This is a genomic window from Polynucleobacter sp. UB-Siik-W21 (assembly GCF_018687415.1).
In the GTDB taxonomy this organism is placed as follows: domain Bacteria; phylum Pseudomonadota; class Gammaproteobacteria; order Burkholderiales; family Burkholderiaceae; genus Polynucleobacter.
The window spans coordinates 309,800-335,771 of record NZ_CP061289.1; the positions used below are offsets into that span (position 1 = coordinate 309,800).

General features: G+C 34.2%; 25 protein-coding genes. 24 read left to right on the top strand and 1 reads right to left on the bottom strand.

All coding sequences use genetic code 11. The features are described 5' to 3' along the window. Positions 1-8 precede the first annotated feature (8 nt). The 10 genes from C2756_RS01640 to C2756_RS01685 are packed head-to-tail and all read left to right on the top strand — an operon-like array spanning position 9 to position 9,675. Positions 9-839: a TIM barrel protein gene (locus tag C2756_RS01640; RefSeq protein ID WP_215319657.1), complete on the top strand. Its 831-nt coding sequence runs from the start codon at positions 9-11 to the stop codon at positions 837-839. Next, the gene (locus C2756_RS01645) at positions 832-2,259 is read left to right on the top strand and encodes an aminotransferase class I/II-fold pyridoxal phosphate-dependent enzyme (protein WP_215319658.1); all 1,428 of its coding nucleotides are present in this window, start codon (positions 832-834) and stop codon (positions 2,257-2,259) included. The genes C2756_RS01640 and C2756_RS01645 overlap by 8 nt, the downstream gene beginning before the upstream one ends. Beyond that, positions 2,243-3,430: an N-acetyl sugar amidotransferase gene (locus C2756_RS01650; protein ID WP_215319659.1), complete on the top strand. Its 1,188-nt coding sequence runs from the start codon at positions 2,243-2,245 to the stop codon at positions 3,428-3,430. The genes C2756_RS01645 and C2756_RS01650 overlap by 17 nt, the downstream gene beginning before the upstream one ends. Next, positions 3,423-4,193 carry an imidazole glycerol phosphate synthase subunit HisF gene (gene hisF / locus C2756_RS01655; RefSeq protein ID WP_215319660.1) on the top strand — a complete coding sequence of 257 codons (771 nt, stop codon included), beginning with the start codon at positions 3,423-3,425 and terminating at the stop codon, positions 4,191-4,193. The genes C2756_RS01650 and hisF overlap by 8 nt, the downstream gene beginning before the upstream one ends. Next, a complete protein-coding gene (gene hisH / locus C2756_RS01660; RefSeq protein ID WP_215319661.1) occupies positions 4,186-4,830 on the top strand; it encodes an imidazole glycerol phosphate synthase subunit HisH in 645 nt (214 codons plus the stop codon). Before hisF ends, hisH begins: the two co-directional genes overlap by 8 nt. Then, positions 4,827-5,513: a cytidylyltransferase domain-containing protein gene (locus C2756_RS01665; RefSeq protein ID WP_215319662.1), complete on the top strand. Its 687-nt coding sequence runs from the start codon at positions 4,827-4,829 to the stop codon at positions 5,511-5,513. The genes hisH and C2756_RS01665 overlap by 4 nt, the downstream gene beginning before the upstream one ends. Positions 5,514-5,534: 21 nt before the next feature. Beyond that, positions 5,535-6,575 carry an N-acetylneuraminate synthase family protein gene (locus C2756_RS01670; RefSeq protein ID WP_215319663.1) on the top strand — a complete coding sequence of 347 codons (1,041 nt, stop codon included), beginning with the start codon at positions 5,535-5,537 and terminating at the stop codon, positions 6,573-6,575. Positions 6,576-6,578: 3 nt separating this feature from the next. Next, the gene (locus tag C2756_RS01675) at positions 6,579-7,400 is read left to right on the top strand and encodes an NAD(P)-dependent oxidoreductase (RefSeq protein ID WP_215319664.1); all 822 of its coding nucleotides are present in this window, start codon (positions 6,579-6,581) and stop codon (positions 7,398-7,400) included. Continuing rightward, a complete protein-coding gene (gene neuC, locus C2756_RS01680) occupies positions 7,397-8,590 on the top strand; it encodes a UDP-N-acetylglucosamine 2-epimerase (RefSeq protein WP_215319665.1) in 1,194 nt (397 codons plus the stop codon). The genes C2756_RS01675 and neuC overlap by 4 nt, the downstream gene beginning before the upstream one ends. Positions 8,591-8,613: 23 nt before the next feature. Then, positions 8,614-9,675 (top strand): nucleotidyltransferase family protein, encoded by a 1,062-nt coding sequence (locus tag C2756_RS01685; protein ID WP_215319666.1) that lies wholly within the window; start codon positions 8,614-8,616, stop codon positions 9,673-9,675. Here the strand turns inward: C2756_RS01685 and C2756_RS01690 are convergent. Continuing rightward, positions 9,672-10,493, bottom strand: a complete 822-nt coding sequence (locus C2756_RS01690) for a class I SAM-dependent methyltransferase (RefSeq protein WP_215319667.1) — start codon at positions 10,491-10,493, stop codon at positions 9,672-9,674. The two genes, C2756_RS01685 and C2756_RS01690, sit on opposite strands and share 4 nt — an antisense overlap. 87 nt (positions 10,494-10,580) lie before the next feature. On the opposite strand from C2756_RS01690, the gene C2756_RS01695 reads away from it, so the two are divergent. The 14 genes from C2756_RS01695 to C2756_RS01760 all read left to right on the top strand — a co-directional run bounded on the left by C2756_RS01695 (position 10,581) and on the right by C2756_RS01760 (position 25,931). After that, positions 10,581-12,113 carry a hypothetical protein gene (locus tag C2756_RS01695; protein ID WP_215319668.1) on the top strand — a complete coding sequence of 511 codons (1,533 nt, stop codon included), beginning with the start codon at positions 10,581-10,583 and terminating at the stop codon, positions 12,111-12,113. 24 nt (positions 12,114-12,137) lie between these two features. After that, complete coding sequence (locus C2756_RS01700) at positions 12,138-13,589, top strand: hypothetical protein (RefSeq protein WP_215319669.1); 1,452 nt, start codon at positions 12,138-12,140, stop codon at positions 13,587-13,589. A gap of 4 nt (positions 13,590-13,593) precedes the next feature. Further along, the gene (locus C2756_RS01705; RefSeq protein ID WP_215319670.1) at positions 13,594-14,493 is read left to right on the top strand and encodes an FkbM family methyltransferase; all 900 of its coding nucleotides are present in this window, start codon (positions 13,594-13,596) and stop codon (positions 14,491-14,493) included. 3 nt (positions 14,494-14,496) lie between these two features. Further along, a complete protein-coding gene (locus C2756_RS01710; RefSeq protein ID WP_215319671.1) occupies positions 14,497-15,903 on the top strand; it encodes a hypothetical protein in 1,407 nt (468 codons plus the stop codon). Then, the gene (locus tag C2756_RS01715) at positions 15,903-17,006 is read left to right on the top strand and encodes a glycosyltransferase (RefSeq protein ID WP_215319672.1); all 1,104 of its coding nucleotides are present in this window, start codon (positions 15,903-15,905) and stop codon (positions 17,004-17,006) included. Before C2756_RS01710 ends, C2756_RS01715 begins: the two co-directional genes overlap by 1 nt. Continuing rightward, the gene (locus C2756_RS01720) at positions 17,003-18,130 is read left to right on the top strand and encodes a glycosyltransferase (protein ID WP_215319673.1); all 1,128 of its coding nucleotides are present in this window, start codon (positions 17,003-17,005) and stop codon (positions 18,128-18,130) included. Before C2756_RS01715 ends, C2756_RS01720 begins: the two co-directional genes overlap by 4 nt. 3 nt (positions 18,131-18,133) lie before the next feature. Further along, complete coding sequence (locus C2756_RS01725; RefSeq protein WP_215319674.1) at positions 18,134-19,486, top strand: hypothetical protein; 1,353 nt, start codon at positions 18,134-18,136, stop codon at positions 19,484-19,486. Further along, entirely contained in the window at positions 19,483-20,223 is a 741-nt protein-coding gene (locus tag C2756_RS01730) for a glycosyltransferase family 2 protein (RefSeq protein WP_215319675.1), read from the top strand. Before C2756_RS01725 ends, C2756_RS01730 begins: the two co-directional genes overlap by 4 nt. Beyond that, complete coding sequence (locus C2756_RS01735; RefSeq protein WP_215319676.1) at positions 20,224-21,249, top strand: NAD-dependent epimerase/dehydratase family protein; 1,026 nt, start codon at positions 20,224-20,226, stop codon at positions 21,247-21,249. Positions 21,250-21,285: 36 nt separating this feature from the next. Beyond that, positions 21,286-22,473 (top strand): SDR family NAD(P)-dependent oxidoreductase, encoded by a 1,188-nt coding sequence (locus C2756_RS01740; protein WP_251372090.1) that lies wholly within the window; start codon positions 21,286-21,288, stop codon positions 22,471-22,473. A gap of 18 nt (positions 22,474-22,491) precedes the next feature. Continuing rightward, positions 22,492-22,968, top strand: coding sequence for a hypothetical protein (locus C2756_RS01745; RefSeq protein WP_215319678.1), 477 nt, complete (start codon positions 22,492-22,494; stop codon positions 22,966-22,968). Positions 22,969-23,052: 84 nt separating this feature from the next. Continuing rightward, positions 23,053-23,280, top strand: coding sequence for a hypothetical protein (locus C2756_RS01750; RefSeq protein WP_215319679.1), 228 nt, complete (start codon positions 23,053-23,055; stop codon positions 23,278-23,280). 54 nt (positions 23,281-23,334) lie between these two features. Further along, positions 23,335-23,895 carry a sugar transferase gene (locus C2756_RS01755; protein ID WP_215319680.1) on the top strand — a complete coding sequence of 187 codons (561 nt, stop codon included), beginning with the start codon at positions 23,335-23,337 and terminating at the stop codon, positions 23,893-23,895. Between the two features lie 74 nt (positions 23,896-23,969). Then, entirely contained in the window at positions 23,970-25,931 is a 1,962-nt protein-coding gene (locus C2756_RS01760) for a nucleoside-diphosphate sugar epimerase/dehydratase (RefSeq protein ID WP_251372091.1), read from the top strand. The last annotated feature ends 41 nt before the right edge of the window (positions 25,932-25,972 follow it).

Here is a 25,972-nt window from a genome sequence, read left to right on the forward strand (position 1 = left end):
GTTCATGTGTGCAGGCCTCGAAAATAGGGGATTCAGTTAAGGTATTAGCTGATTTAGGCTTTAAAAATATTGAACTATCAGGCGGGACTAGGTTCTACCCTGAATATGAGAGTGACTTAGATCTGCTAAAAAATGAGTATGACCTTAATTTTCGATGTCATAACTATTTTCCGCCGCCTAGATTACCATTTGTTCTAAATTTGGCTTCGCTTGACGAAGAGGTGAGAGCCGCATCAGTTTCAAACATTATTGAAGCGATTAGGCTGTCAAGGAAATATGCCGATAACAAAATTGGTCTTCATTCAGGCTTCTATATAGATATAAAAAATAATGAGATCGGAAAAAAAATAGGCATAAGAAGTACTTATGACAAGAAAGATGCCGACAATATTTTTTATCAGGAATTCTCCGCAATAGCTGAATCTGCAATGGATATTGAATTCTATTTAGAAAATAATGTTGTATCTTCGGCTAATTATAAAACCTATAACCAACAAAATGTTTTCATGTTGACTTCAAAGGATGATCACATGGAAATGAGTAAGCATATTAATTTTAAATGTTTGTTCGATGTTGCTCATTTGAAAGTAAGTTGTAAAACACTTTCTCTAAATTATAAAGAGCAATTTAATTATTTTATAAATATAAGTGACTACGTTCATATTAGCGATAATAATTCTTTAGCCGATCAAAACAGTGCATTGGCTCCCAATGGTGAAATTGTTAGTTTATTGCGGAGCGTAGATTTAACTGCCAAAGACTTTACCTTAGAAATTTATAGTGGCATTGCAGATGTTAAGCAAGCATTTTTAATTCTTGAGGGCCTTATCCATGCTTGAAAGCATGATTTGTCGGCCAAGCAATACTTTGCTCGAGGTGATGCACGAAATTAACAATAATTGTCGATCAGTTGCGTTTATCGAGTGCCCCGTTAATGGGTTGGTTGGTGTGGTTACTGACGGTGATATTCGCCGAGCGATATTATCTGGCACACCGTTGACTCAACAAATATCAACAGTTATGAATCTAAATTATGTGTTTGCTAAATCAGGCGCAACTCTTACTGAATTAGTTGGATATATAACTAATGATGTGAAAATAGTTCCGATAGTTAATCCTGAGAATTTCGTAGTAAATTTTTATAGCTCTGATCAAAGTGTCAGCTACCCAGTTTCAACACCAAATTTGAGCGGTAAAGAACTCACATACCTTACGGATGCATTTTTAAGTACATGGATATCTAGTCAGGGTGAGTATTTAGATCAATTTGAGGAGAGATTTGCGAATTATTGCGAATGTGCTCATGGTGTAGCTGTATCAAATGGAACTGCAGCACTTCATCTTGCTTTAATGGCACTTGACATCAAGGAGGGTGATGAAGTGCTAATTCCAAACTTGACATTCGCAGCCACAGCGAATGCTGTTATACACGCAAATGCAACACCTGTGATTGTTGATATTGAAAAGGAAAGTTGGTGTATAAGTCCCGAAGCTTTGGAGGCGGCGATAACAAAAAGGACCAAAGCAATAATACCGGTGCATCTTTATGGTCAACCATGTGATATGGCAAAAATTATGCACATAGCAAAAAAATATAACTTGCGAGTTATAGAGGATTGTGCAGAGGCTCATGGTGCAATTTATGAAGGGCAGAAAGTTGGAAGCTTCGGAGATATTGGTTGCTTTTCATTCTATGGAAACAAAGTAATTACCACTGGAGAGGGTGGTATGTGTGTTACGAATAGCAAAGAATTAAGCGCAAGAATGATCTTACTAAAAAATCATGGCATGTCTACCAAGAAAAAATACTGGCATGATGTAGTTGGCTATAACTATAGAATGACCAACCTTCAGGCCGCGCTTGGAGTTGCACAACTTGAGCGTATAGATAAAATATTGCAATCAAGACGTCGATACGAGAATGACTATCGCAAGGTTTTAGCTGATGAGGATATTCAGTTTCAAAAGGATTATCCTGAAAGGAAGAGAATCACATGGCTTGCAAGTTTATTACTTGGCAGCGGCCATAACAGAGAAAAACTTATTGATAAATTGAGATTATTAGGGGTAGATGCAAGACCATTTTTTATTCCGCTCAGTGAAATGCCTTTGTATAAAAAATATGCACAGTCACAATCTTACTCAAACTCTATTGAAATCGGTCGCTTGGGAATTAATCTGCCCACAAATGAAAGTCTTAAAAGTTCTTCTGAAATTCAAAAAATATTAAAACAAGCATTTAATGAGAGAAATGATTAAAAAAAATACAATTGAAAAGTACGGCCTTCCTGCAAAAGTTAGATTTTGCAAAAAATGTGTAGTATCCAATCAAAGGCCACGAATTTTATTTGATGATTTTGGGGTTTGTTCTGCATGTAGGTTTGCAGAGTACAAGCAGAGTTCTATAAATTGGAAAAAAAGAGAAGAAGAGTTACAGAGATTGTGTGATTTTCATAGAAGTAAAAATGGATCATATGATGTAGTTGTGCCTGGAAGTGGCGGCAAAGACAGTAATTATGTTGCCCATATGCTTAAAAATAAATATGGTATGAATCCGATAAGCGTAACCTGGGCGCCACATATTTATACTGATATCGGCAGAAAAAATCTTTCTGCATTTATTGATTCTGGTTTTGATAATATTTTAATTACGCCCAGTGGAGTTACTCACAAACTTTTAACGAAGGCAGCATTTATCGAAATGGGAGACCCTTTTCAACCTTTTATTTTTGGGCAATATTCCGCCCCTTTTAGAGTCGCCATTCAAAACCAGATCAAGCTTGTATTTTATGGTGAAGATGGCGAGGTTGAATATGGCGGGGCAATGAAACATGCTGATAGAGCAAGCCTTAGCTATGAGGATTTTGTTGCTAATAGATTTTCTAGTGTATTTCCAGAATCATTTAAAAAATATGGAATTTCAGATATTGAATTGCAAAAATATGGGCTGTTTGAAGCTGATTTGAAGAAAATTAAGGATTTAGGGATTCAGCAGCATTTTTTTAGCTACTATCACAAGTGGGTCCCTCAAGATAATTTTTATTATTCCGTAGAGCATACTGGGTTTGAACCAAACCCAATCAGGAATGAAGGAACATTCTCTAAATATGCCAGTCTTGACGATAAGCTCGATGGATTTCATTTCTATCTAGCTTATATAAAGTTTGGACATGGGCGTTGTTTGTCTGATGCGGCACATGAGATACGGGATGGTCACATAACCAGGGAAGAGGCAGTAATGCTGGTTAAAAAGTTTGATGGAGAGTTCCCTCAAAAATATTTTAGTGAATTTTTGGAGTACTGCGATATTACTGAAGAACAGTTCCATGAGGTTATTGAGAGTTGGCGTTCAGAACATCTATGGATTAAGAAGGACGGCGATTGGAGGCTACGGAATCCTGTTTGGGAGGATGTAAATAGGGATGACTAAAAAAAAAGTCCGGATAATTTCTAGATTGGATATAAAAGGCTCAAATCTCATTAAAGGAGTTCAACTCGAGGGATTAAGAGTTGTGGGTAACCCTCAAGATTATGCAGTTAAGTACTATAAGGAGGGTGTAGATGAGCTAATCCTAATGGATTCCGTTGCGAGCTTGTATGGTAGAAATCAGCTGGCTGAGATAACAAAGGCAATTGCTAAGTCAATTTTTGTTCCTATAACAATCGGCGGCGGCATTAGATCGGTTGAGGATGCCCTTGATGTAATGAATTCTGGTGGAGACAAGGTTGCAGTCAATACTGCAGCAACTAAAAATCCAGGTTTAATTACAGATATTTCTAGAAAGCTTGGATCGCAAGCAATGGTTTTATCAATAGAGGCGAAACGTCGAGTAAGTGGTGGATGGGAGGTCTATATTGATAATGGTCGTGAATCAACTGGATTGGATGTGATTGATTGGGCGATCTTAGGTGAAAAATTAGGCGCAGGAGAAATTTTAATTACTTCTGTTGATAATGAAGGTACTCGCAAAGGATTCGATATTCAGTTGGCTAAATCTGTAACTGAAAAAGTCGGAATTCCTGTAATTATTAGTGGTGGCATGGGAGAGGCGAAGCATATTCTTGATGTGGTTGAGTATGCCGGTGTGGATGGTATTGCCATCGCTGATGCATTGCACTTTAATCGTACGAGCTTGTCTAAGGTTAGGGAGTCTATGGTTAAAGGTGGTATCAATGTGAGGATTTATGGCTAAGAAACAAATATCAATTATTAATCTTGGCATTGGTAATCTTTTTAGCTTGGTTAACGCATTCCAAGAGGTTGGAGCTTCAGCTTCTTTAGCTTCGAATCTGACTGAAATTTCATCATCAAATAAAATCGTCCTTCCTGGCGTTGGCGCCTATGGAGCTGCAATGGAGAAGCTGGTTGAAAGCGGTATAGCTGACCTTATCAAGAAAAAGATTGGAGATGGGGTTCCTGTTCTTGGAATTTGCCTTGGAATGCAGTTATTGTTTGATGCCAGTGAGGAGTTTGGTATACACCAGGGGCTTGGAATTATTCGCGGAAAAGTCACTCCGTTGAAAATAAACAATGAAGATCTGAAATTTTTGAAAATTCCCCACATGGGTTGGTCTGACTTACATCTGAAAAATACTCTCAGTCAGAAAAATATTTTATTAAATGAGATATCAAAAAAAGATACTTTTTATTTTGCACATTCGTACCATGTAATTTTAGAAGATCCTTCTCATTGCCTGGCAACTGTTGATTATGGAAAAAATCAATTGGTTGCAGCTGTAAATGAGAAAAATATTTACGGGTGTCAGTTTCATCCGGAAAAAAGTGGGGTATCTGGCCTAAAAATTCTCAAAAATTTTAGTAACTTATGAAAGTGTTAGCAATTATTCCGGCAAGAGGTGGATCAAAGAGATTGCCTTTAAAGAATATTAAATTACTATTGGGTAAGCCGCTTATCTGTTGGACTTTGGATGCTGTTAAAAATATTACTGAGATTTGTGATGTTTTGGTGTCGACGGATGATGATGAAATTTCAGCTATATCTAGAAGGTCTGGTGCACTGGTTCCATGGGTTCGTCCAGAATATCTATCTACCGATGAAGCAAGCTCAGTAGATGTGGTAATTCATGCTTTAGACTGGTATGAGGAAAATGTTCAAAGCGTTGATTGCGTTCTATTATTGCAGCCAACCTCTCCATTTAGAACATCAACATGTATCAGAAATGGGTTAAAACTATTTGAGAGGGAAAGAAATCCTGTTATTGCAGTTTCAAGATCGGATTGCCACCCAAGTTGGAATTTTAAAATTAAGTCTAGATATTTGGATCCATACTGCGATGTGAATGGTATTAATATTCGATCACAAGATTTGGAGCCTGCATATGTTGTTAATGGGTGTCTTTATCTAATTTCACCAAATTTATTGCGTTCGCAAAAGTCCTTTTTTAATCAAAATACATTGCCTCTAATTATAGAAAGTAGTGTTGAAGCTGTAGATATAGATACTATCGAGGATTGGCAATATGCTGAATATGTGGCAAAAAATTTATTGTAGAAAATTAATGGAATTTTATTCATGCCTAAATTGACAATTGCAGGTCGCCACATTGGCAGAAATTATCCACCACTAGTTATCGCTGAAATTGGAATAAATCATAATGGCAGTTTGAGCGAAGCTTACAAGTTGGTTGATGCTGCCTATGAGGCCGGTGTTGAGGTTCTTAAGCATCAAACCCATGTCGTTGAAGATGAAATGAGTTCAGCGGCAAAAAAAATAATTCCTGGAAATTCTGATAAGTCGATCTATGAAATTATGAGCAGCTGCGCTCTTAATGAGGAGGACGAAAATCTTCTAAAAAAATATGTCGAAAGTAAAGGGATGATTTTTATTAGCACCCCATTTTCACGCGCCGCGGCAGAGAGATTGGGGCGTATGGATGTGGCTGCGATAAAAATTGGCTCTGGTGAGTGCAATAATTATCCCTTGGTTAAAGTTATCGCAGATATGGGCAAGCCAGTAATTATGAGTACTGGAATGAATAACATTGAAGATATTGCAAAATCCGTAAAAATTTTAGAGGATGCCAATATTCAATATGCCTTATTACACACTACTAATTTATATCCTACGCCCCCTGAATTTGTTCGTTTAGGTGCGATGACTGAGTTGCAAGAGGCTTTTCCTTCATCTGTTGTGGGACTTTCTGATCACACGACAAATAATTTAGCATGTTTTGGAGCTGTTGCCCTAGGGGCATCCATTTTAGAAAGGCATTTTACAGATAGTATGGATAGAGTGGGGCCTGATATTGTTTGCTCTATGGATATAAATGCCTGCAAAGAGTTAATAAGTGGTGTCAATATATTAGCCTTAGAACGCGGTGGGAGTAAGCGAGCATTGAAGGAGGAGCAGGTAACTATTGATTTTGCATTTGCCACAGTTGTTGCAATAAAGAAAATTGAAATTGGTGAATTGTTCACGGATAAAAATCTATGGGTCAAAAGACCTGGTACTGGGCCGATAAAAGCTGAACATTATGAAAAAATTATAGGCGCTAGGGCAAAGAGATTAATTGAATCTGATGAGCATATAGATTGGAATGATATCGAATGGTGAAAAATGAAAATCAATATAACTGGAGCGAGTGGGTTCATTGGAAAACATTTGGTAAGCGAGTTGTCTATCGAGCATAAGGGTATTGTTCCTATATCGAGAAGCTACCATGCTGGGTATGCAGTAGTTGAGAACTACTTCGACACCCCACCTGGTGATCTGCTAGTACATCTAGCAGAGGATCCAGACAGAAATCGTGTAAATCAATTGGGTCAAGGGTATATTCAATTCTCAAGCGCGGTAATCAAAAATCTTGTTGAGAAGTTTGGTAAAAATCTTATTTATATTTCATCCGGTATTGTGTACGGAGATGCGGGGCATATACCATATGAGGTGGAATCAAATTTGTACTCTAAAGATATCTATACTCAGTCTAAGATTTTAAACGAATCAATTTGCCTGGAAGCAGGCGGCACTGTTTTGAGATTATCAAATATTTATGGTGAAGGAATGTCAAAAAATAACGTGTTCTCTCATATTATTGACCAAGTTAAATCCAAGGATAGAATCTCATTGCAAGACCCTGTACCAATAAGAGATTTTTTATACGTTAAAGATGTATGTCAAATTCTAGATATGGTTATTAAAAATAGAAAAAGTGGTGTATTTAACGTTGGTTCTGGCATTGGCGTATCAATCTTGGAACTTGCAAGAAAAATTTCAAGAATTTCAGGTGAAAATAAATATGATATCAACTTTAATTTTCGTGATCAGGACAGGTGGTCCTTTAATGTTTTAGATATCAAAGAAACTAGCAAGTCGTTCGGCTGGATCCCAAAATACACTTTGGATGATGGTATCCAAAATTTACTATTGCTATATAAATGAACAGAAAAAAAATTGCAGTTTTTACTGGAAATAGGGCTGAATATGGGCTACAAACACCCATCTTAAGCGCATTAAAAATGCGTATCGATATGGATTATTGTTTAATAGTATCTGGAGCTCACTTAGATCCCAACTATGGTTCCACTTTAGATGAAATTCAGAATGATGGATTTATAGTTGGAGCGGAGGTTCACATCGCCTCAGAGCCTGATTCAAGAGTGTCGACGGCTAAAGCAATTGCGTCAGGAATAGTTGCGATAGCTGATGCACTTGAAAGGCTTTCTCCAAGTATGCTGATTGTCTACGCGGATAGGTTTGAAAGCTTTGCTGCTGTAATTGCCGCAACACAAATGGGAATTCCTACAGTTCATGTGGAGGGCGGTGATTTAACAGAGGGCGGTGCGCTTGATGATACGGTGCGTCATGCAATGAGTAAGTTGGCCCACATTCACTTTACAACCAATTCTCAAGCAACTAATCGCTTGTTGGCCATGGGTGAGGAGTCCTGGAGAGTTATGCAGGTTGGATTGCCAACCCTCGATCTTGTTGCAAATAAAGATTATTCTAGTGTTGAGGAGATTAAGGAAAAGCTAAAATTAAACTTTGAAAAACCCATCATACTATTTACACAGCATTCTGTTACGACTCAGTTTCAGGAGGTATTGAGTCAGTTAACACCTTCATTGGATGCCCTTAAGATATTAGCCAAAAAAGGGTTTCAAGTAATAATTACATACCCAAATAATGATGCTGGAGGACAGGCAATTGCCGATCAATTAGTTAAGCTCCAGCACGAAAACTTTGAAAATATTCAAGTTCATAAATCTTTAGGAAGGCGGCTATATCACGGCGTTTTGTCGTTAGCATTGGATGATTTTTGTAAAATTGTTTGTGTTGGAAACTCATCATCCGGGATTAAAGAGGCTCAAGCGTTTCACTGCCCTGCCGTAAATATTGGATCTAGGCAGGATGGGCGTTTGAGAGGGGTAAATGTTATAGATGTGGATTACTGTACCGAAGGTATTGTTAGGGCAATTGAGAATTGCATTGATAATAAAGTTTTTCGCGAAAAATGCCGAAAGTCTGATAATCCTTACTATTTTGGAGATGCTGGAAGCAAGATAGCAGAATTTTTAGCTAATCTATCCTTGGATGACAGGCTTTTAAGAAAAAAAATGACTATTGTTTAGAGTGGAATTGAGAGGGTTTTGATATGGTTTTAACTCGCGACTGGAAAAGCACTTTAGTGAAGAGCGATAGGACAATTGAGGATGCAGTACGATCTTTGGATTCCTCAAAGCTTAAGATTGTTCTTGTTGTTGACGAGCAAAATATATTGCTTGGCACCATTACTGATGGCGATATACGTCGTGGACTTCTAAAGGGTTGCCGTCTTGATAATTTAGTGCACAGTATTATGAAGAGTAGCCCATCAGTTGTGCAGCGCTCGATGCCTATACACCTTATTCTAGAGAAGATGGCGATCGAAAAGATATTGCAAATTCCGTTGGTGAATGAGGAAGGAAAAGTTCAGGGACTCTTCGTGCGGAATCAAGATGCTATAGATGTTGTTAAGCGCCCCAATTCAATGGTGATTATGGCAGGTGGCTTTGGAAGGCGTTTGATGCCTCATACAGAAAATTGCCCAAAGCCAATGCTAACTGTAAATGGAAAGCCAATACTTGAACATATTTTGATAAAAGCAAAGCAGGAGGGATTTTTACATTTCTATATTTCGGTGCATTATTTAAGTCATATCATAGAGCGGTACTTTGGCGATGGTGAGAGCTTTGGAGTAAAAATACAATATTTGAGAGAGTCATCCCCTCTTGGAACTGCAGGAGCTTTGGGTTTGATTGAGGGGGGAATACAAGCTGATCTGGTTATAACTAATGGGGATATTTTGGCCGATATTTCATATGGACGCATCGTTGATTTTCACTCAGAGCATAAATCAGATGCAACAATGGCTATCCGCACTTATGAGCTAACGAGCCCATATGGGGTTGTTAAAAGTAATGATATGAGAATTATTGATATTGAGGAAAAGCCAACATTTAGGTTGGATATTAATGCTGGTGTCTATGTCCTTAGCCCCGGAGTGTTTAAGTCCATTAAGAAAAATCATGCCATGGATATGCCAACATTTTTTCAAGAGATGATTCAAGAGTCCATGAAGGTATTGGCTTACCCACTGCATGAGGAATGGATGGATATCGGCAGAAGCGATGATTTAATTATTGCAAATAAAAAATATGAACTCAATGATAGCTAATTCGTGCGTTGCGTGAATCCCGCTATATGGCGAATGCCATTGTCTTTAAATAAAAATACCAGCGCCTTATTGAAGATTATTTTTAATAGGCTGTAAAACCAACTCATTAAGTCAGAATCCGGTTTAAGTTTGTACATCGCAGGGCAATAGTTAAAATCAATAGCTGAAAAACCACTTTTGAGCAGTGCAATATTTAAAGACATTGGTGTAAAAAAATGTAGATGCGATGGTGTTTCATAAGCATTTGTCAGTAATTCAAAAGACCTACCGACGGGGGTCGAAATAAATAAATATCCTTTTGGCTCCATTGCTTTGCTTAACTCTGAGAGTGCATTTATAGGGTCTGGGATGTGTTCGATAACCTCAATCATGAATGCAAGATCAAGTTTATTTTGAATGGTTGATAGATTTGCTACTTGAATTAAATTATTTTTACTGTATAAGTCTTGAAAAATTGGATTTGGCTCAAAACAGTATATTTTGATTATTTCACTAAAGGTATTTTTAATATACCTAGACATATGAGCATATCCTGACCCATAATCCAAGAGAGAAGGTTTATTTTTTGTGAAAGAGATTTTTTCTTGAAATAGTTTTACAAGTTGAGAATTTCTATAAGAGAAAGTTTCAAATGTTTTATCGGCGACTTCAATAATATTCTCAGGTCGGATGCAAATGCCCTGGTCATGATTAAATGGCTTTGTATGAAAATGACCGCATAATTTATTTGAGCACTTATATATGTTGCGCTTATGCTTTGAAGTAAATATGAAGCTAGCCGTTGAATTACAAATAGGGCATGGATAGAATTTTTGCATTTTGTTATAAAAGCGCCTTAGTTAATAAAAAATGGATTGACTATATAATATATAAAATTTATAAATAAAGTTAATCTTGGGAGTTACATGTCAACGTTAATTTCAGACTTTATGGGTGATGAGCTGTTGGTAAATCTAGCTGAATCTTTGGTAAAAAAAGATTCAGCTAGATTTTCACATTTAATTTCACATAAGGTGCCGAGGGATTCATCAATATTGGTTAGCTTGGAATTCATAGATGCAACAAGTTTGTATGAAATACATGCTTTAAAGAGGTTAATAGGTGATAAATCATCACCATTTGTACCATTAGAGTATTTAGATAATTACGGTTCTAAATTGCCGTTAATAATGCTTGCTTTGGACAGAACCTTACCATTGGCAAAATCTAGCCATGAACTCCAAGGGTTTATTTGGGTATTGCTTGGATATTTCCATTCTCTATTTAATGAAAATAAAGAAATCGACTCTATTATATTTGACAACACCCCACATTTACCCTGGGAGCTTTGCCTATTTTTTGTTGCAAAGAGTTTAGGAAAAAAAGTCTTGTTTTTGCGCAGGACTGGATTGGGCGGTTATATTTATATAGACGAAGATTTTAGACCTGGAATGGGGAATTGGTCTTTCAGTTATAAAAATGTCAATAATTCATTGGATCAATCGCTGAATTGTATTGAAACTCTGAGAGGCCTCTCTTTTACTAAATCTCAAAAAAATGGCGCTTGGCCGATAGATGTAAGGCAGAAAGAGACCGTATTTATAAGCATACTTTCCCTCCTAAGGCGGTTTGGATTTCAATCCCTAATTACAAATTTACGAGTGCTAATAAAGCCTGTTCCTAATAATGCAAGTTATGCAACATTAAGAACTAGTCAAAATACTGTACTTGCAGGACTAGGGCAGATTAGTAGGTGGCAGTATTTAAAAATTCACTTCAAATATCAGGGGATTATAAAAAAACTTAGAAAGTTTTATTTTAATATTGCGGATAGGGTGGACGACATTAAAAAACATCCCTACATTTATGTGGCGCTTCATTACCAGCCTGAAAGAACAACTATGCCGGAGGGGGGGTGGTTCGAAAATCAACTGCTGATGATTGATGCGCTATCAAGAGCGTTGCCGAACAACCTAAGGATAGTTGTCAAGGAGCATCCAAGACAGTTTAACTATGATTTACGATCTATGAATGCGCGGTCCATAGATGATTATATGAAGTTAAGTAAATATCATAATGTTCTTGTAGCCCCCATTACAATGAGTCAGCAAGAGTTGGTGGATGGATGTCTTGTGACTGTAACGGTAGCTGGTTCGGTAGGATGGGAAGGCTTGCTTCTTGGAAAACCTTCAATTGTATTTTCAGATATTTGGCATGCTAGCTGTGAGTCATGCCGTTATATACAATCAGATTCCCAAATTGAAGCTGCAATTATCGATTTAATGGGGAAATCATGTGAAGAAGTTTTGGATGATGTATGTAGTTTTGTAAATAAAATTTCTAATTATTTAGTAAATGGAGCATTGAATTCCAATCACCTCAGGATATTTTTTGGTGTAGAGGATCGAAAACTATCCGAAGAAAATATAGTATCAGCAATTCTTCAAAGACTTAATTAAATATTTTTTTTTGGACGTAGCATAATGAATGTATTAGTTTACTCACATGTTCCACTGTGGATATCGCATCATGCAGAGGCTGTTGAAATTGCGCTTCGAGAGTCTTCAAATGGCAACAATGTAATTTTTCTGAGCTGCACTGGTCAGTTGAGTTTTTGTCCGGCAAATTTAGATAAAAAGAAACTGTTGTGTCAAGCTTGCAGATTGCAAACAAATAAAACTATCAAGCTATTAAAGGGCAAGGGAATAAATGAATTTATTAATTTAGGTGATTTTATAAAAAAAGGTGATTGGAATTTTTCCACACACGAGGCCCTAAAAGCAGAAGAGTACAAGGGAGCTCTAATAGGAAATCTAGTTTACTCGTCTATAGCAACTTACTATGAAGATAGTTATTTTTCAGTGGTAGGCAATAACAATTTTATTAATCAATTGATGAGCGATGCTGTTAATTTATATGATCAGACGGAGCAGATAATTGAGAAAAAAAATATAGAGAGCTTATATTATTGGAATGGAAGAAGGCATTGTGAAGGGGTAATGGGATATGCCGCTAGAAATAAAAAAATTAACTTCAGCTCTTTTATTTCTGGCGGAGCTTTGGATGGAATTTTAATACGTAATAACTGCTATACAGTTCACGACCTAGAGGATTCAAAAAAGAATATTGAAGAAATCAAAATACATCTGATAAAAGACTCGCCTAAGTACATTGAGAGCATTAATAAAGCTAGCGCTTATTATGGAAGGGCGTGCGGCCTACCAGGAGTTAAGGGAGCGCATAATTATTTGGGTTTCTATGACTTTAGCTCAAAATTTAAAATATCAGAATCTCTATATCGAGATTTAAAAAACCGAAAAATAGTATCAATATTTGTCGGGACTTATTCTGAATTTTCTGGGCTGAAGGGCTATGATTGCAGCGGATATTTTTTTGAAGATTTTTACATAGGCGTCTCCCAGGTTCTAAAAATATTATCAAAGTTTGATGACGTGGTTGCTGTTGTACGTTGGCACCCTAATTCAAGACGATTAACCGGTATCGAAAAGACCAAGCTTGAAAACTTAGTGGCTCAGGCAGATGGAGATAAGGTCAGGCATGTTTTACCATTGGATAGAGCTGATTCATATGATTTAATAAGAAAAAGTGAGAAAGTGATTGCTATTGGTAGCACAATTGCAATGGAGGCTGTAGCTATGGGTAAGCCTGTTATATTCCTGGCCCACAATGTGTTTGAAGATTTGGATTGTATATATGTACCAAAGGATATAAGTGAATTAACTAATTTAATATCCCAACAATTAACTGTTAGGAATCAATGGTTGTGCTTGGTATTTTCAATGTACTACATAACCTTTGGAAATGACATCTTTAGAGAGGTAAGGCAACCAAGAAGGGGATCTTTTAGGGTTAACGGTAAAAATATAAGAAGTAAGCTGACTTTAATTTTGCAGTATTTTCAGAAATTATTTTAAATAAATGTTTAATAAAATTGATGCAATAAAAGGAGTTATTAATAATTTTAATAGCAACCCTTATGTAAAAAAAAATAAAACCAAAGTATTGTTAAGGATTTTTTTATGGCAGATTAAATCAAGACTTAAAAATAATATTACCGTGACATGGATTAATAACTTGAAAATTAACATATCCCAAGGCGACACGGGATTCACCGGCAATATATATTACGGCCTTCAAGATTATGATGACATGCTATTTGCAATACGTTTCCTTGGGAATAATGACTTATTCATAGATGTTGGTGCTAATTGTGGGAGTTACTCTATTTTAGCCTCTATGGTTAGCGAAGCAGAAGTAATAGCATTTGAGCCAAACACTGCAACTTTCCTTAAGCTCAAAAAAAATATCGAATTAAATTATTCTGGAGAAAAAATTCAACTCCGGAAAATAGGTATAAGCAATAAAATTGGCCGGGAGAGCATAACCATAAATGGCGGACCAAAAAACTTTATAGTTGACCGTTTAAGTAAAGAAAATACAGAATTGATAGCGGTTAGCACCCTTAACGCCGAGTTGCAAAATTTACAACCTACGTTCCTAAAAATTGATGTAGAAGGGCATGAAATTCAAGTATTAGAGGGTGCTACAGAAATACTGAAGAATAAAGGGGTCTCAGTGGTCATTGTAGAGGCCAATGGTATGACGGAAAGATATGGATACTCTGACAACTACATCTCCAATTTTGTAAAGAATTTTGGTTTCACACAATGCGTATATGACAAGGATAATAATAAGGTAAGGGAATCCTCTAAAATTATTCCAGGAAATACAATCTTTATAAGGAGTATTGAATTCGTAAATACAAAATTGCAAAATGGTCAAAATAAAAAAATCGACTTCTTTACTATAAAAATATAGTAAATGTTAAAAAAAATAAATCACACCAAAGCCGCTAAAAATATAACCTTTATTGATATATTTGCTTGTAATTTTCCTATTATTAAATTTCAGGATAAGCGGAATTGGATGGGGAAATTAAAATTAAATATACACTTGTTTGAGCTAATTTCTTTGATTGACTATCTTTTCTTTAAAATAAAGGAAAGAGCATCAAAATCTAGATCTTTTTTTACTAAAAAAAATACTGATTATGGAATAAATAAATTTATAATTGAAGATATTCTACTTTCAGAATTAACAGATGGGGTTAATGTTGGAATCGAAATGATTCTATACGCAATAACTAATAATATAAGTGAATTATTTGTTGAAGTAATAATTTCTGAATCAGCAATAAAAAGAAAAATATTTTTAAGATTAAGTATATATTCAACAATATATGAGACAAAAATTAATCTGTATAAAAGTGTTTATAAAAAAATAGATCATGAATATATATTGGATTATGACGAATCAAACTCCAGAGATGATGTTCTAGGAAATAAAAGTATTTTTATAGCACCACGAATTAAAGCCCAAATAAGATACTTGCTCCTACAGGCTAAGTTTTTTTCTATAAAATTACTAAAGCGTATGATGGGAAATGGTAAATATATTTGGGAAATAGGATACTTTGATATACGAAATTTAAATAAAATAAACTATATTAAAAATCCTCCCAATTCTTTTCTAGCCGATCCATTTCCCGTGGTATTTAATGAAAAACTATATATTTTCTGTGAAAAATATGATGGAATTAAAAAAAGGGGTGAGATAGTAGTTATCTTATGTAATGGAACAAATTATATTCATACCATAATATCGGAATCATTTCATTTATCCTTCCCGTTTGTATTTAAATACGATGGCGTATTTTATATGTGCCCGGAATCATCTCAAATAACTGAGATTAGAATATATAAGTGTGCGGAATTCCCAAATATATGGAATTATCATAAAACAATTATAAAAAATATTAACGCAGTAGATCCTATAATATTTGAGCATGATAATCTATGGTGGTTATTTGCATCTGAGGCTGATACTGTACAACACGATCAGTACATTAATTTGGTAATTTACTATAGCGAATCACCTTTTTCTACTGATTGGGTTAGACATCCCATGTCTCCAGTTATATCCTCAACAATAGGTGGGAGAAATGCTGGTTTCTATAAATTAAATAAAAAAATGATTAGAGTCGGACAAGTTCAAGGATCAAAAACATATGGTCAAAAAGTTAAATATTATGAAATTTTAGAATTAACAAAGTATTTAGTGGATATAAAGGAGGTGGATGGTTATGATTTAATTGATAAGCTTAACTTCTCAGCGATGCATACTATTAATATAGAATCAAACATATTAACTTTCGATTTTTGTAAGTAATGCTTAAAATAATTCAACTTGAAAACCCGAAATATAGAGAGGAATTTTATTCCCATTGCCAGTCCATAATCGAATTACCCATTCAGATTTATTATTCGGAAGCTAGAAATAAGTCAATTATATTTAATGCTAATAATAGTGCATTTGAATATCAAAGATGTATTGGAAACACGATAGAATTTTTTGGAATGTATTGGCAGGTAAATGTAGGTAGAATTCCTATAAAAAGGGGTGATGTAATCATAGTTGATGGAAACCCCAGAATACTATCAAATTTTTATATTTTAGCTAAGAGTTTTTTTCTTGGTGCTAAAACTGTATGGTGGGGCCACTATTGGAGCTCGACATCAAAGCATTATCGTGCTACCTTTAGATTTTTAATTATGCTTTTTTATGATTATATTTTATTTTATACAAAAAATGAAAAAATAAAATACTCAAATATTTTTTTTAAAAAAAATAATAAAAATGTATATTATTTAAATAATGGCATGAATTATAGTGCTATTAATAGTAAAGCATGTAAATATAACCCTGTTAATAGAAAATATGACATTTTATTTTTAGGAAGATGCACAGAAAAATCAGATTTAGATTTATTACTTCAATCTTTGAAGATAAATAAGATGTATAGATTTAAATTAGCTGTTTTGGGCTACTCAGATGATGCTGAGGAGAAATTAATTCTCAATAAAATAAATAAAATGAATCTTGGTAGTTGTGTTGATTTATATCCACTTTCAATAAATGAGGATGATATTTCAAAAGTAGCTAATCAATGTAAAATATTTTGCTACCCGGGCAGCGTGGGGTTAAGTTTAATACACTCATACTGTTATGGGCTCCCGTCTGTAATTCATTCAAATAGAGAATTTCAGATGCCAGAGTCTGATGCATTTATCAATGGGATTACAGGTTTATATTTTGAATATGGAAATGTAGATTCGTTAGCTAAAATACTATCAAATATTTTATTGGAGGATAATGATAGATTAAATATTATGTCTAATAATTGTTTAAGTATAGTCAAAAATGATTATAATTTTAAAAATATGGGGATAAGGCTAAAGGAATTATATGAAAATATAATAACCATAAAATGAAAAGAATCGGAATTATTGCAATTAATATTGGTGGTGGAGGTACACTCGTAAATCTTCAATCATTATTAAATGAGTTTATAAGGCATGATATTCCAAATCAGTATTTTATATGGGCAGAATCAAAAATATTATCAAAAATACCTGACGGAAAGTGCATCGTCAAAATACCAGTTGATAGTTATAAATACTTATGGCTTTTTTGGGGGATAAACAAAAGTATTGATGCGAATAAAATTGATTTGATTTTAGTGCCTGGAGGATTCTTCCTAAGAAAGAAAGTAGCAACTATTGTATATAGTCAAAACTTACTCCCTTTTACTAATTCTGTAATAATAAAATATTTCCCGTCATTAAATTTTTTTAGACTCTTATTATTAAAATTTTTATATATATATTCTTTTTCAAGGGCAAATAGCATTGTATACCTTAGTGAAAATTCTAAATCTATTATTTCTAAGCAATATTTCATAAAGAATGTAAATAATACTGTCATCCCAAATGGGGTTAATGAGATATTTATTCGACGTAATAAGTCAGGAAAAATATTAAAAAATGGGCCAAACTTAGTTGTTAATATCCTATACCTGTCAAGGATTGATGAATATAAAAATCATATCCCACTATTTAACGCAGTAATGATATTAAGAGCGCGGGGATATATAGATTTACGGTTTAGTTGTGTTGGGCCTGCATATAAAAAATCAAAAACTAAACTCCTACGTTATATGGATAATAAATCTAGCGATTGGCCTAGTTGGTTTTTCATTAAAGACGAGATTCCTTATGAAGATGTTGCGCAGATTACTTCCATTTCTGATTTAGGCATTTTTCTTTCCGAGTGTGAAAGTATGCCAATCTCGATGATAGAAATGATGGCTAGAGGATTACCGATGGTTTGTTCAAATGTAGAGCCCATGAGATCAATTGCTGGCGAAAGTGCTCTTTTTGTAAATCCTAGAGATGAACTATCAATTGCTAATGCAATTGAGCGATTAATACTGGACGACAACTTTAGACTAAAATTAAGCTTTAATGCGAAGATTTTGGGTGGCAGGTACAAGTGGTCAGATCATGCTGACAGGATCCTTGATTTATCTAATCAAGTGCTTCGTTTAGATAATTAGGTTATGGATTATCTAAATTTTAAAAATATAAAGCTATTATTGACAATTATAGTTTCTAGTTTCTTAATCTATTTACAGGAATATTTTATTGACTTTTCTTTTTATTTATATTACATAGAGTTGATTATTTTAACATTATATATATATAAATTTGGAATAATAGATTATAGAGTTGGGTTATTCATATTTATAGTTCTGTATTCAGTACCGATAATTTATGATTTAAGATTTAATTCCTGTCAAATTATCGACGAATTGGGTAATGGAGAAAAAATTTGCAATAAGATAAGTGAAAATTTTTTTTATATTATTAATTATTTAAATGCAATACAGCTAGCACTTATTTCCTGCTTGATAAATATATCGAGCTATATTAAATTTGATAGCAATAAAAAATATCATTTAAAAATCATAGATATATCTCTTTTAATAGTATTTTCATTTTTATTCAACAACCTTAATTGGGAATTAATCAATGAATCATACAATCTTGAGGGGATATCAAATTTAGTCATTGTGTTTTATATCTTATCAATACGGATGAATGACTGCATAAAAAAGTATAATAAGATATTAATCATTGCAATATATATTTTTTTATGTATATGTTTTATGAAAATTGGTTCACGACAGTTTATATTATGGGCATTAATTTATTTTTTTATATGTTATAAATTAAGAGATGGTCAACACTTTCCTGGTATAAAAATGAATGAAGTTATTCTTGGGTTGCCAATATTATTTATCTTGTCAATTTTATCTACCCTTGTGGTTATATATAGGGATAAAGGTAATTTATATCATATTTCAATTGAAGGTAAATATGGTATTTTTGAATACTATGATTTATTTGTGAGATTATTTTATGCCGAAACTACATATACTTTTTATAATTTAACTTTAGTTATTGATTATTTAAAATATAACAACAGCATAGGTGCTTATGGATTATTATCAGATATATTTATGATGTTAATCCCAAATTCATTTATTAGTGATAAGTATAGCTACATTAATTCATATAATATCGCTAATATTAATGAATTAACTCCATATGGAACTTGGTTTGTTCCTGGAGAATTTGCACTATATTTTGGATCCCCTTTTTTTGTATATCTCACTTTCTATCTATATTTATATTTAATAAATTATTTTGTTAGAATATCAATTTATAAGAAATCTATATCATCTGTCACGTCGTATGCATTAATGTATGTATTCGCATCGATTTATATTGTTAGAGGTTCATTTATTGGGGGTTTTAAAATTTATATAAGCTTAATTATTCTTGTAATAATTTTAAATTTTATAGAGAAAAAATTTAATCACCATTATTTTGGAATTCCTAACAATTGAAAATTTCTATAATTACAGCTGTTTATAATCGAGATTCTACTATTTTAAATTGCATTGAAAGTGTAAAATCTCAGACTTATAAAGATATTGAGCATATATTTATAGATGGAAATTCTTTAGATAATACTTTGAGTATTGTTAAGAAAAATGCACATCAAGATAGCAAGATTTTATCTGAATATGATGATGGTATTTATGATGCCATTAATAAAGGAATTCTATTATCTGATGGAGAAATAATAGGTTTATTACACTCAGATGATTTATTTTTTAATAATAATATTTTATCTGATGTGGCAAAAATATTTGAAGATCATGAGATTGATGCGGTTTTCGGAGATGCTCAATACTTTAAGGGTAAGCCTAGTAATGTTGTAAGGTACTTTAGTTCCCGTCGATTCAATGGGAAAAATATTGATTTCGGTTGGATGCCAGCACATTCAACTATTTTTTTTAGAAGGTGTGTATTTGAAAAATATGGCCTTTATAAAACTAATTATAAAATTGCGGCTGATGTTGAATTCATTGCTAGAACTTTTGTAAAGAAAAAAATTAAATATATATATTTAGAGCGTGTCTTAGTTCTCATGCGTGTGGGAGGAATAAGTACTTCAGGCTTAGTTAGTACAATAATATTAAACTATGAATTTTTGAAGGCATTAAGGGAAAATTCTATTCCAACAAATCTTTTAAAAATTTTATCTAGGTACCCAAAGAAGTTACTTGAATTTTTGTAAATGAAAACAAACAAACAAATAATTGCTGTAACGGGAGCGTCTGGCTTTGTGGGCTCCTATTTGTGCAAGCAATTAAGATCCAAAAGTTATTTGACAATAGGTTTAGTGCGCTCACAAAAAATCAATTTAGATGATATTGTGGTCGGAGATATCTCGTTTAAGAGCAATTGGGAAGATGAACTTTCTGGTGTGGACACTCTCGTGCATTGTGCTTCACGAGTTCATGTGCAGGCTAAATGTTCAGCTGATACTTTTGAGAAATATTTTCTTCAAAATGTTGTTGCTACATACTATCTTGCTAAAAACTCACTCCAATTAGGTGTCAAGCGATTCATTTATATTAGTTCAATTAAAGCAAGGAATATTGAGTGGAATATTTCAGATGAAGAGATTAAAAGAATTATCTTGTCAATCGATTCTGGAGATTTTAATAATCTTTTTGAATTAAATTCAGAAGCACTAAATCTTAGTAAATTAAAAAATAATGAGTATTATGATTATACAAAAAGACTATCTGAAAAATTTATTATTTATATTGCAAAATATTCAAAGAATTTTGATGTTGTAATTGTAAGACCCCCGTTAATATATGGCGAAGGTGTGGGTGGTAACTTTCTTAGATTGATTAAATTAATTAAAACAATAAAAATTCTCCCATTCGGGTTAGTAAAAAATAGAAGATCAATGATTTCTTTGGATAATTTCGTTGATTTTTTAATTCATTGTATTAATTTTCAGAATTTATCAAATCAAATTTTTGAAATTTCAGACATTGAGGCACTTTCAACGCCTGATTTAATAAGAAGATTATCAATTTCCTTAGGGGTAAAAGTAATTTTAATTCCAGTACCAATTTGGATATTAATTTTTCTATCGAAGCTTGCTGGGAGTAGTTATGCAATTTCGCGGTTAATAGATTCATTGGAGGTGGATAATTCAAAAGCGTTAAATTTAACAGGCTGGACTCCAAAATATTCCGTGGACGATGGGCTAAGAGCCGCAGCGTTATCAAGTAAATCACTGTAATTTTCCCCTAAAATTTATTATGTCTAAATGAATACTATGAATCATTTATCTATTGTAGGCCGAGATTTAGAATTATTTTCCCGTGATATTCTGAATAGCGATCAATTCTTACGTGAAACAATTGGTGGTTCTAGAGTTTTAGTAATAGGGGGTGCGGGCTCTATAGGCAGGTCAGTTGTTCATGAAGTATTTAGTCGCAACCCAAAGGCATTGCATGTAGTTGACCTTAGTGAAAATAATTTAGTTGAGGTCGTGCGGAGCCTAAGAAGTGAAATTGGTTATATCGCAGGAGACTTTCGTACTTTTGCCTTGGATTGCTCTAGTCCCGAGTTCTCTGCATTTGTAAGGCACCATGGAACCTATGATTATGTTTTTAATTTATCGGCATTAAAGCATGTACGCAGTGAAAGAGATCCATTTACATTAATGAGAATGATCAATGTAAATATTTTCAGTACTATAAATGCCCTTAGATTAGTCAAGAGTCGCAGTCTTAAAAATTATTTTTGCGTTTCGACTGATAAGGCTGCGAATCCAGTAAATATGATGGGGGCGAGTAAACGGATTATGGAATTATTTTTGATGCAAGAAAGCCTTAAATCTAATGTCACAACTGCTCGATTTGCAAATGTTGCTTTTTCGGATGGGTCATTGTTGCATGGATTCGTTCAAAGATTTACGAATCAACAGCCAATAGCAGCCCCAGTCGATATTAGTAGGTACTTTGTAACGCCAAAGGAGTCTGGTCAACTCTGTCTTATGGCGGGACTTATGGGTGAGAATCGCAATATTTTCTTCCCTAAAATGAGTATTGATTTACATTTACACACTTTATCTAGCGTAGCTACACGCTTTATTAATGATTTGGGCTTTGAAGTTTATGAGTGCAATTCCGAGCAGGAGGCCCGTAACAGATCGTCCGAGTTAATTGCAGCTGGTAAGTGGCCTTGCTATTTTTTTAAATCAGATACTACCGGGGAAAAGGCTGCTGAAGAATTTTTTATGGGGCATGAAAAACTTGATTTTGATAGATTTAGTGATATAGGGATCATTAGTAATCAGCCGGAATTTGATGCTGATAAATTAGAGGCCTTTGAAAATGGAATTAAGCGAATATATAAGGAAGGCATTTGGAAAAAATCTCAAATCGTTGATATTTTTAAGGAGTTACTTGAAGAATTTGACTATCAAGACCTAGAAAAAAATTTAGATCAAAAAATGTAAAAATAAACCAATAAAAAAATGTACAAAAAAATAATTATAAATAAAAGGTTATTTTATATAGCATGGATGGTAATTTATGGATTTAAATATTACGCCAAGAAAATAAAGCTAATTTTTATAAAATCACTTACTTCGAAAGAAGTGCATTCTTTTACATATAGCCTGACACCTCTAAATAAATTATATTTATTGAATTCAGTCAGCATTATTACAGGACTTTCTTATGTTGAAGTAAAAAAATATTTCGTTGAGCTAGAATCAAACGCTGAGATTAAGGATTATCTAAAAATAATCTCACCAAATTCCCATTCAGCCTTTAGTGTACGAATTATTAACTATCTTCTGATTCGCGCAAAAAAACCTAAAATTTCTATTGAAAATGGTATTGGGGAAGGCATAAATACATTAATAATGTGTGAGGCTATAAAAAAAAATTTAAGCGAAGGTTTTTCTGGGAGATATATTGGTATTGATTTAAATATAGATGCCAGTTAAAAATTAAAAGGGTTTTATACCTCTGATAATTTTGAATTTATATGTTCCGATGCTCTTAACTATCTGATTTCTACGGTAGAGGAGGTGGATTTTTATTTTTCAGATGGCTGCAGATCCTATGCGTATGAGGTTATGGAGTTTGATTGTTTAAAGCCTAAGCTGAGTAAAACCCCATTAGTTGTAACAAATAAAGGCAGATTTTCAGCTGCGTTGCAGGAGCTGGCAGTAGGTTGGGATAAAAAATATTTGTATTTTGCAGAGGAGGTTGAAGATCACTGGTATCCAGGGGTGCATTTCGGTATTATGTTTTAGTACATTAAGGTAAAAAATAATTAAATCAGACTATCCAACAAATTAATATTTTAAATGAAGCGTTTTTTTGATTTCTTGCTCAGTCTGACTGCTATTGTTCTGTTGGCGCCAATATTTGTTGCAATATCTTTTTTAATCAAAATAACTTCTAGTGGACCAATTCTGTTTTGGTCAAATCGTGTTGGAAAAAATAATGATATTTTTCTAATGCCTAAGTTTCGAAGTATGAAAACAAATTCACCTGTTATGCCAACGCATCTGATCTATGACGCCCAAAGTTACTTAACCCCAGTAGGATCTTTTTTGCGAAAATTTAGTCTTGATGAATTGCCACAACTTTGGAGCATTTTGATGGGAGATATGAGTTTTGTTGGACCCCGTCCTGCACTTTACAATCAAGATGATTTGATAGCATTGAGAAATAAATATGGTGTTCAAAAATTATTACCAGGGTTAACTGGCTGGGCGCAGATAAACGGCCGTGATATGCTGACAGTTGCGGACAAGGTTGAATATGAGGTTGAATATCTTCGCAGGCGATCATTTTGGTTTGATCTAAAGATAATCTATCTGACAATTGCATTAGTTTTTCTTCGGTCGGACATATCCCATTAATCATCTATGTAGATTATTGGGTGCTTATTAAGTGATCAATATTTTCTGCATTTCATAACTTCAAAGAGATTAAATTGAAACGGCTTAATATTAAACTACTGGTGAAATTGCCTCGCCCTATAAAGCAGTCTATTGTCATTTTTATTGATCTGTTTATTTGTCTGTTAAGCATTTGGTTTGCAATTGGGCTCCGGCTCGAGGAGTGGCAAACTCCTGTTGGCAATCAGTGGTGGGCATTTATTTTAGCCCCCGCATTTTTTATCCCCATTTTTTTTGCCTTCGGTTTCTATCGCACTATTTTTAGATATTTTGGCTTCGCTATTTTTAATTCAATCTTTAAGCCTTTTGTACTTTATTGCATATTATTTATAGTGGTTTTTTCGATAGTTGGAGTAAACGGAGTGCCCCGTTTTGTAGGCCTTATCCATCCCATTTTATTTTTTATCGGCATACTCTCTGTTAGGTATTTAATTCGAGCGTGCTTGAATAATTTTTTTGTGGGTGGCATAAAATTTGCAGATGCCCATCCGTCCGCATTAATTTATGGCGCGGGTTCAGTCGGTCGTCAACTGGCTGAAGGATTGAGAGTGGCTGGTGAGATGAATGTTAATGGTTTTGTTGATGACGACGTTTATTTGCAGGGAAATATGATTAATGGGGTACATGTTTATGCGCCTTCTGAGTTGCGAAATCTAATTATTACATTAGGCATAACAGACGTACTTTTGGCGATGCCAGAAATGCCTAATGATAGGAAGAAAGAAATCATTGAAACTCTTTGCGATTGCGGAGTACGTGTCCGCAAGGTATCTGGATTGGTCGACATGATATCTGGCAAGCTTAATAATTCACAGTTGAATGACCTAGATATGAATGAATTGTTGGGCCGGGAGGTGCTTCACCCAAATAATGAAGTATTGGAAAAAAATATTTTTAATAAAGTTGTAATGGTTACAGGGGCCGGTGGATCTATAGGCTCCGAACTATGTCGCCAAATTATTCGGCTATCGCCAAGTGCATTAATCTTGGTTGATATTAATGAATATGGGCTGTACTCAATTTTTGAAGAATTAAAAGAGTTGGTTGCAAATTCCCATCAAAAAAATGTTGATAGTAGTCGCGAAGATGATTTGATTCCATCAAATATGAATAATTCCATAAGGATTGAGCCATATTTAGCTTCTGTTCGTGATAGAAGGGCCATGTTAAAAATTTTCTCAGTACATCGTCCTGACACTATATTTCATGCGGCTGCATATAAACATGTTCCTTTAGTTGAACAAAATTATGCCGAAGGAATTAGAAATAATGTATTGGGCACCCTCATTTGCGCTCAATTGAGTTTGGATTTTGGGGTCTCTAATTTTATTTTAATTAGTACTGATAAGGCTGTTAGACCCACCAATATCATGGGTGCAAGCAAGCGCTTGGCTGAGTTAGTTGTTCAGTCCATTTCAAAAAACCCCACCCATTCTGGTGTTGCTCCAATATTTTCAATGGTTAGATTTGGTAATGTACTTGGATCATCTGGCTCCGTAGTGCCGCTTTTTAGATCTCAGATTAAGGCTGGCGGACCAATTACTTTGACACATCTTGATGTAACTCGTTACTTTATGACCATAGCTGAGGCTGCCCAGTTGGTAATTCAGTCAAGCACTATGGCGTCAGGTGGTGATGTTTTTCTACTTGATATGGGCATGCCAGTTAGAATTTATGATTTGGCCTTAAGGATGATTTACCTTTCAGGTCTGATGGTTAAGGATGAATTAAATCCTAATGGTGATATTGAAATTAAGGTTACAGGGTTGAGGCCTGGCGAGAAACTTTATGAAGAGCTTCTGATTGGTTATAACCCTGAGAAAACTAGTCATCCAAAAATCATGAAGGCTCATGAAGAATTTATTTCATGGGATATTCTTAAGGGTGAACTTGATGGCCTAATGGATCTTTTGGAGAGGGATGAGGTCTCATTAATTCACCCTGTATTAATGAGGCTTGTGGCGGGCTACATACCAGGCAATAAACCAGTTAGTTAAATGTTTTGCTTGCTACAGTTTTTTCAGTGCATTGCCTAAAT

Bases quoted from the DNA above. Each gene is read 5' to 3' on its own strand.
- C2756_RS01645 (WP_215319658.1), top strand. From the start codon at position 832: ATGCTTGAAAGCATGATTTGTCGGCCAAGCAATACTTTGCTCGAGGTG.
- C2756_RS01650 (WP_215319659.1), top strand. From the start codon at position 2,243: ATGAGAGAAATGATTAAAAAAAATACAATTGAAAAGTACGGCCTTCCT.
- hisF (WP_215319660.1), top strand. From the start codon at position 3,423: ATGACTAAAAAAAAAGTCCGGATAATTTCTAGATTGGATATAAAAGGC.
- hisH (WP_215319661.1), top strand. From the start codon at position 4,186: ATGGCTAAGAAACAAATATCAATTATTAATCTTGGCATTGGTAATCTT.
- C2756_RS01665 (WP_215319662.1), top strand. From the start codon at position 4,827: ATGAAAGTGTTAGCAATTATTCCGGCAAGAGGTGGATCAAAGAGATTG.
- C2756_RS01670 (WP_215319663.1), top strand. From the start codon at position 5,535: ATGCCTAAATTGACAATTGCAGGTCGCCACATTGGCAGAAATTATCCA.
- C2756_RS01675 (WP_215319664.1), top strand. From the start codon at position 6,579: ATGAAAATCAATATAACTGGAGCGAGTGGGTTCATTGGAAAACATTTG.
- neuC (WP_215319665.1), top strand. From the start codon at position 7,397: ATGAACAGAAAAAAAATTGCAGTTTTTACTGGAAATAGGGCTGAATAT.
- C2756_RS01685 (WP_215319666.1), top strand. From the start codon at position 8,614: ATGGTTTTAACTCGCGACTGGAAAAGCACTTTAGTGAAGAGCGATAGG.
- C2756_RS01690 (WP_215319667.1), bottom strand. From the start codon at position 10,493: ATGCAAAAATTCTATCCATGCCCTATTTGTAATTCAACGGCTAGCTTC.
- C2756_RS01695 (WP_215319668.1), top strand. From the start codon at position 10,581: ATGTCAACGTTAATTTCAGACTTTATGGGTGATGAGCTGTTGGTAAAT.
- C2756_RS01700 (WP_215319669.1), top strand. From the start codon at position 12,138: ATGAATGTATTAGTTTACTCACATGTTCCACTGTGGATATCGCATCAT.
- C2756_RS01705 (WP_215319670.1), top strand. From the start codon at position 13,594: ATGTTTAATAAAATTGATGCAATAAAAGGAGTTATTAATAATTTTAAT.
- C2756_RS01710 (WP_215319671.1), top strand. From the start codon at position 14,497: ATGTTAAAAAAAATAAATCACACCAAAGCCGCTAAAAATATAACCTTT.
- C2756_RS01715 (WP_215319672.1), top strand. From the start codon at position 15,903: ATGCTTAAAATAATTCAACTTGAAAACCCGAAATATAGAGAGGAATTT.
- C2756_RS01720 (WP_215319673.1), top strand. From the start codon at position 17,003: ATGAAAAGAATCGGAATTATTGCAATTAATATTGGTGGTGGAGGTACA.
- C2756_RS01725 (WP_215319674.1), top strand. From the start codon at position 18,134: ATGGATTATCTAAATTTTAAAAATATAAAGCTATTATTGACAATTATA.
- C2756_RS01735 (WP_215319676.1), top strand. From the start codon at position 20,224: ATGAAAACAAACAAACAAATAATTGCTGTAACGGGAGCGTCTGGCTTT.
- C2756_RS01740 (WP_251372090.1), top strand. From the start codon at position 21,286: ATGAATCATTTATCTATTGTAGGCCGAGATTTAGAATTATTTTCCCGT.
- C2756_RS01745 (WP_215319678.1), top strand. From the start codon at position 22,492: ATGTACAAAAAAATAATTATAAATAAAAGGTTATTTTATATAGCATGG.
- C2756_RS01755 (WP_215319680.1), top strand. From the start codon at position 23,335: ATGAAGCGTTTTTTTGATTTCTTGCTCAGTCTGACTGCTATTGTTCTG.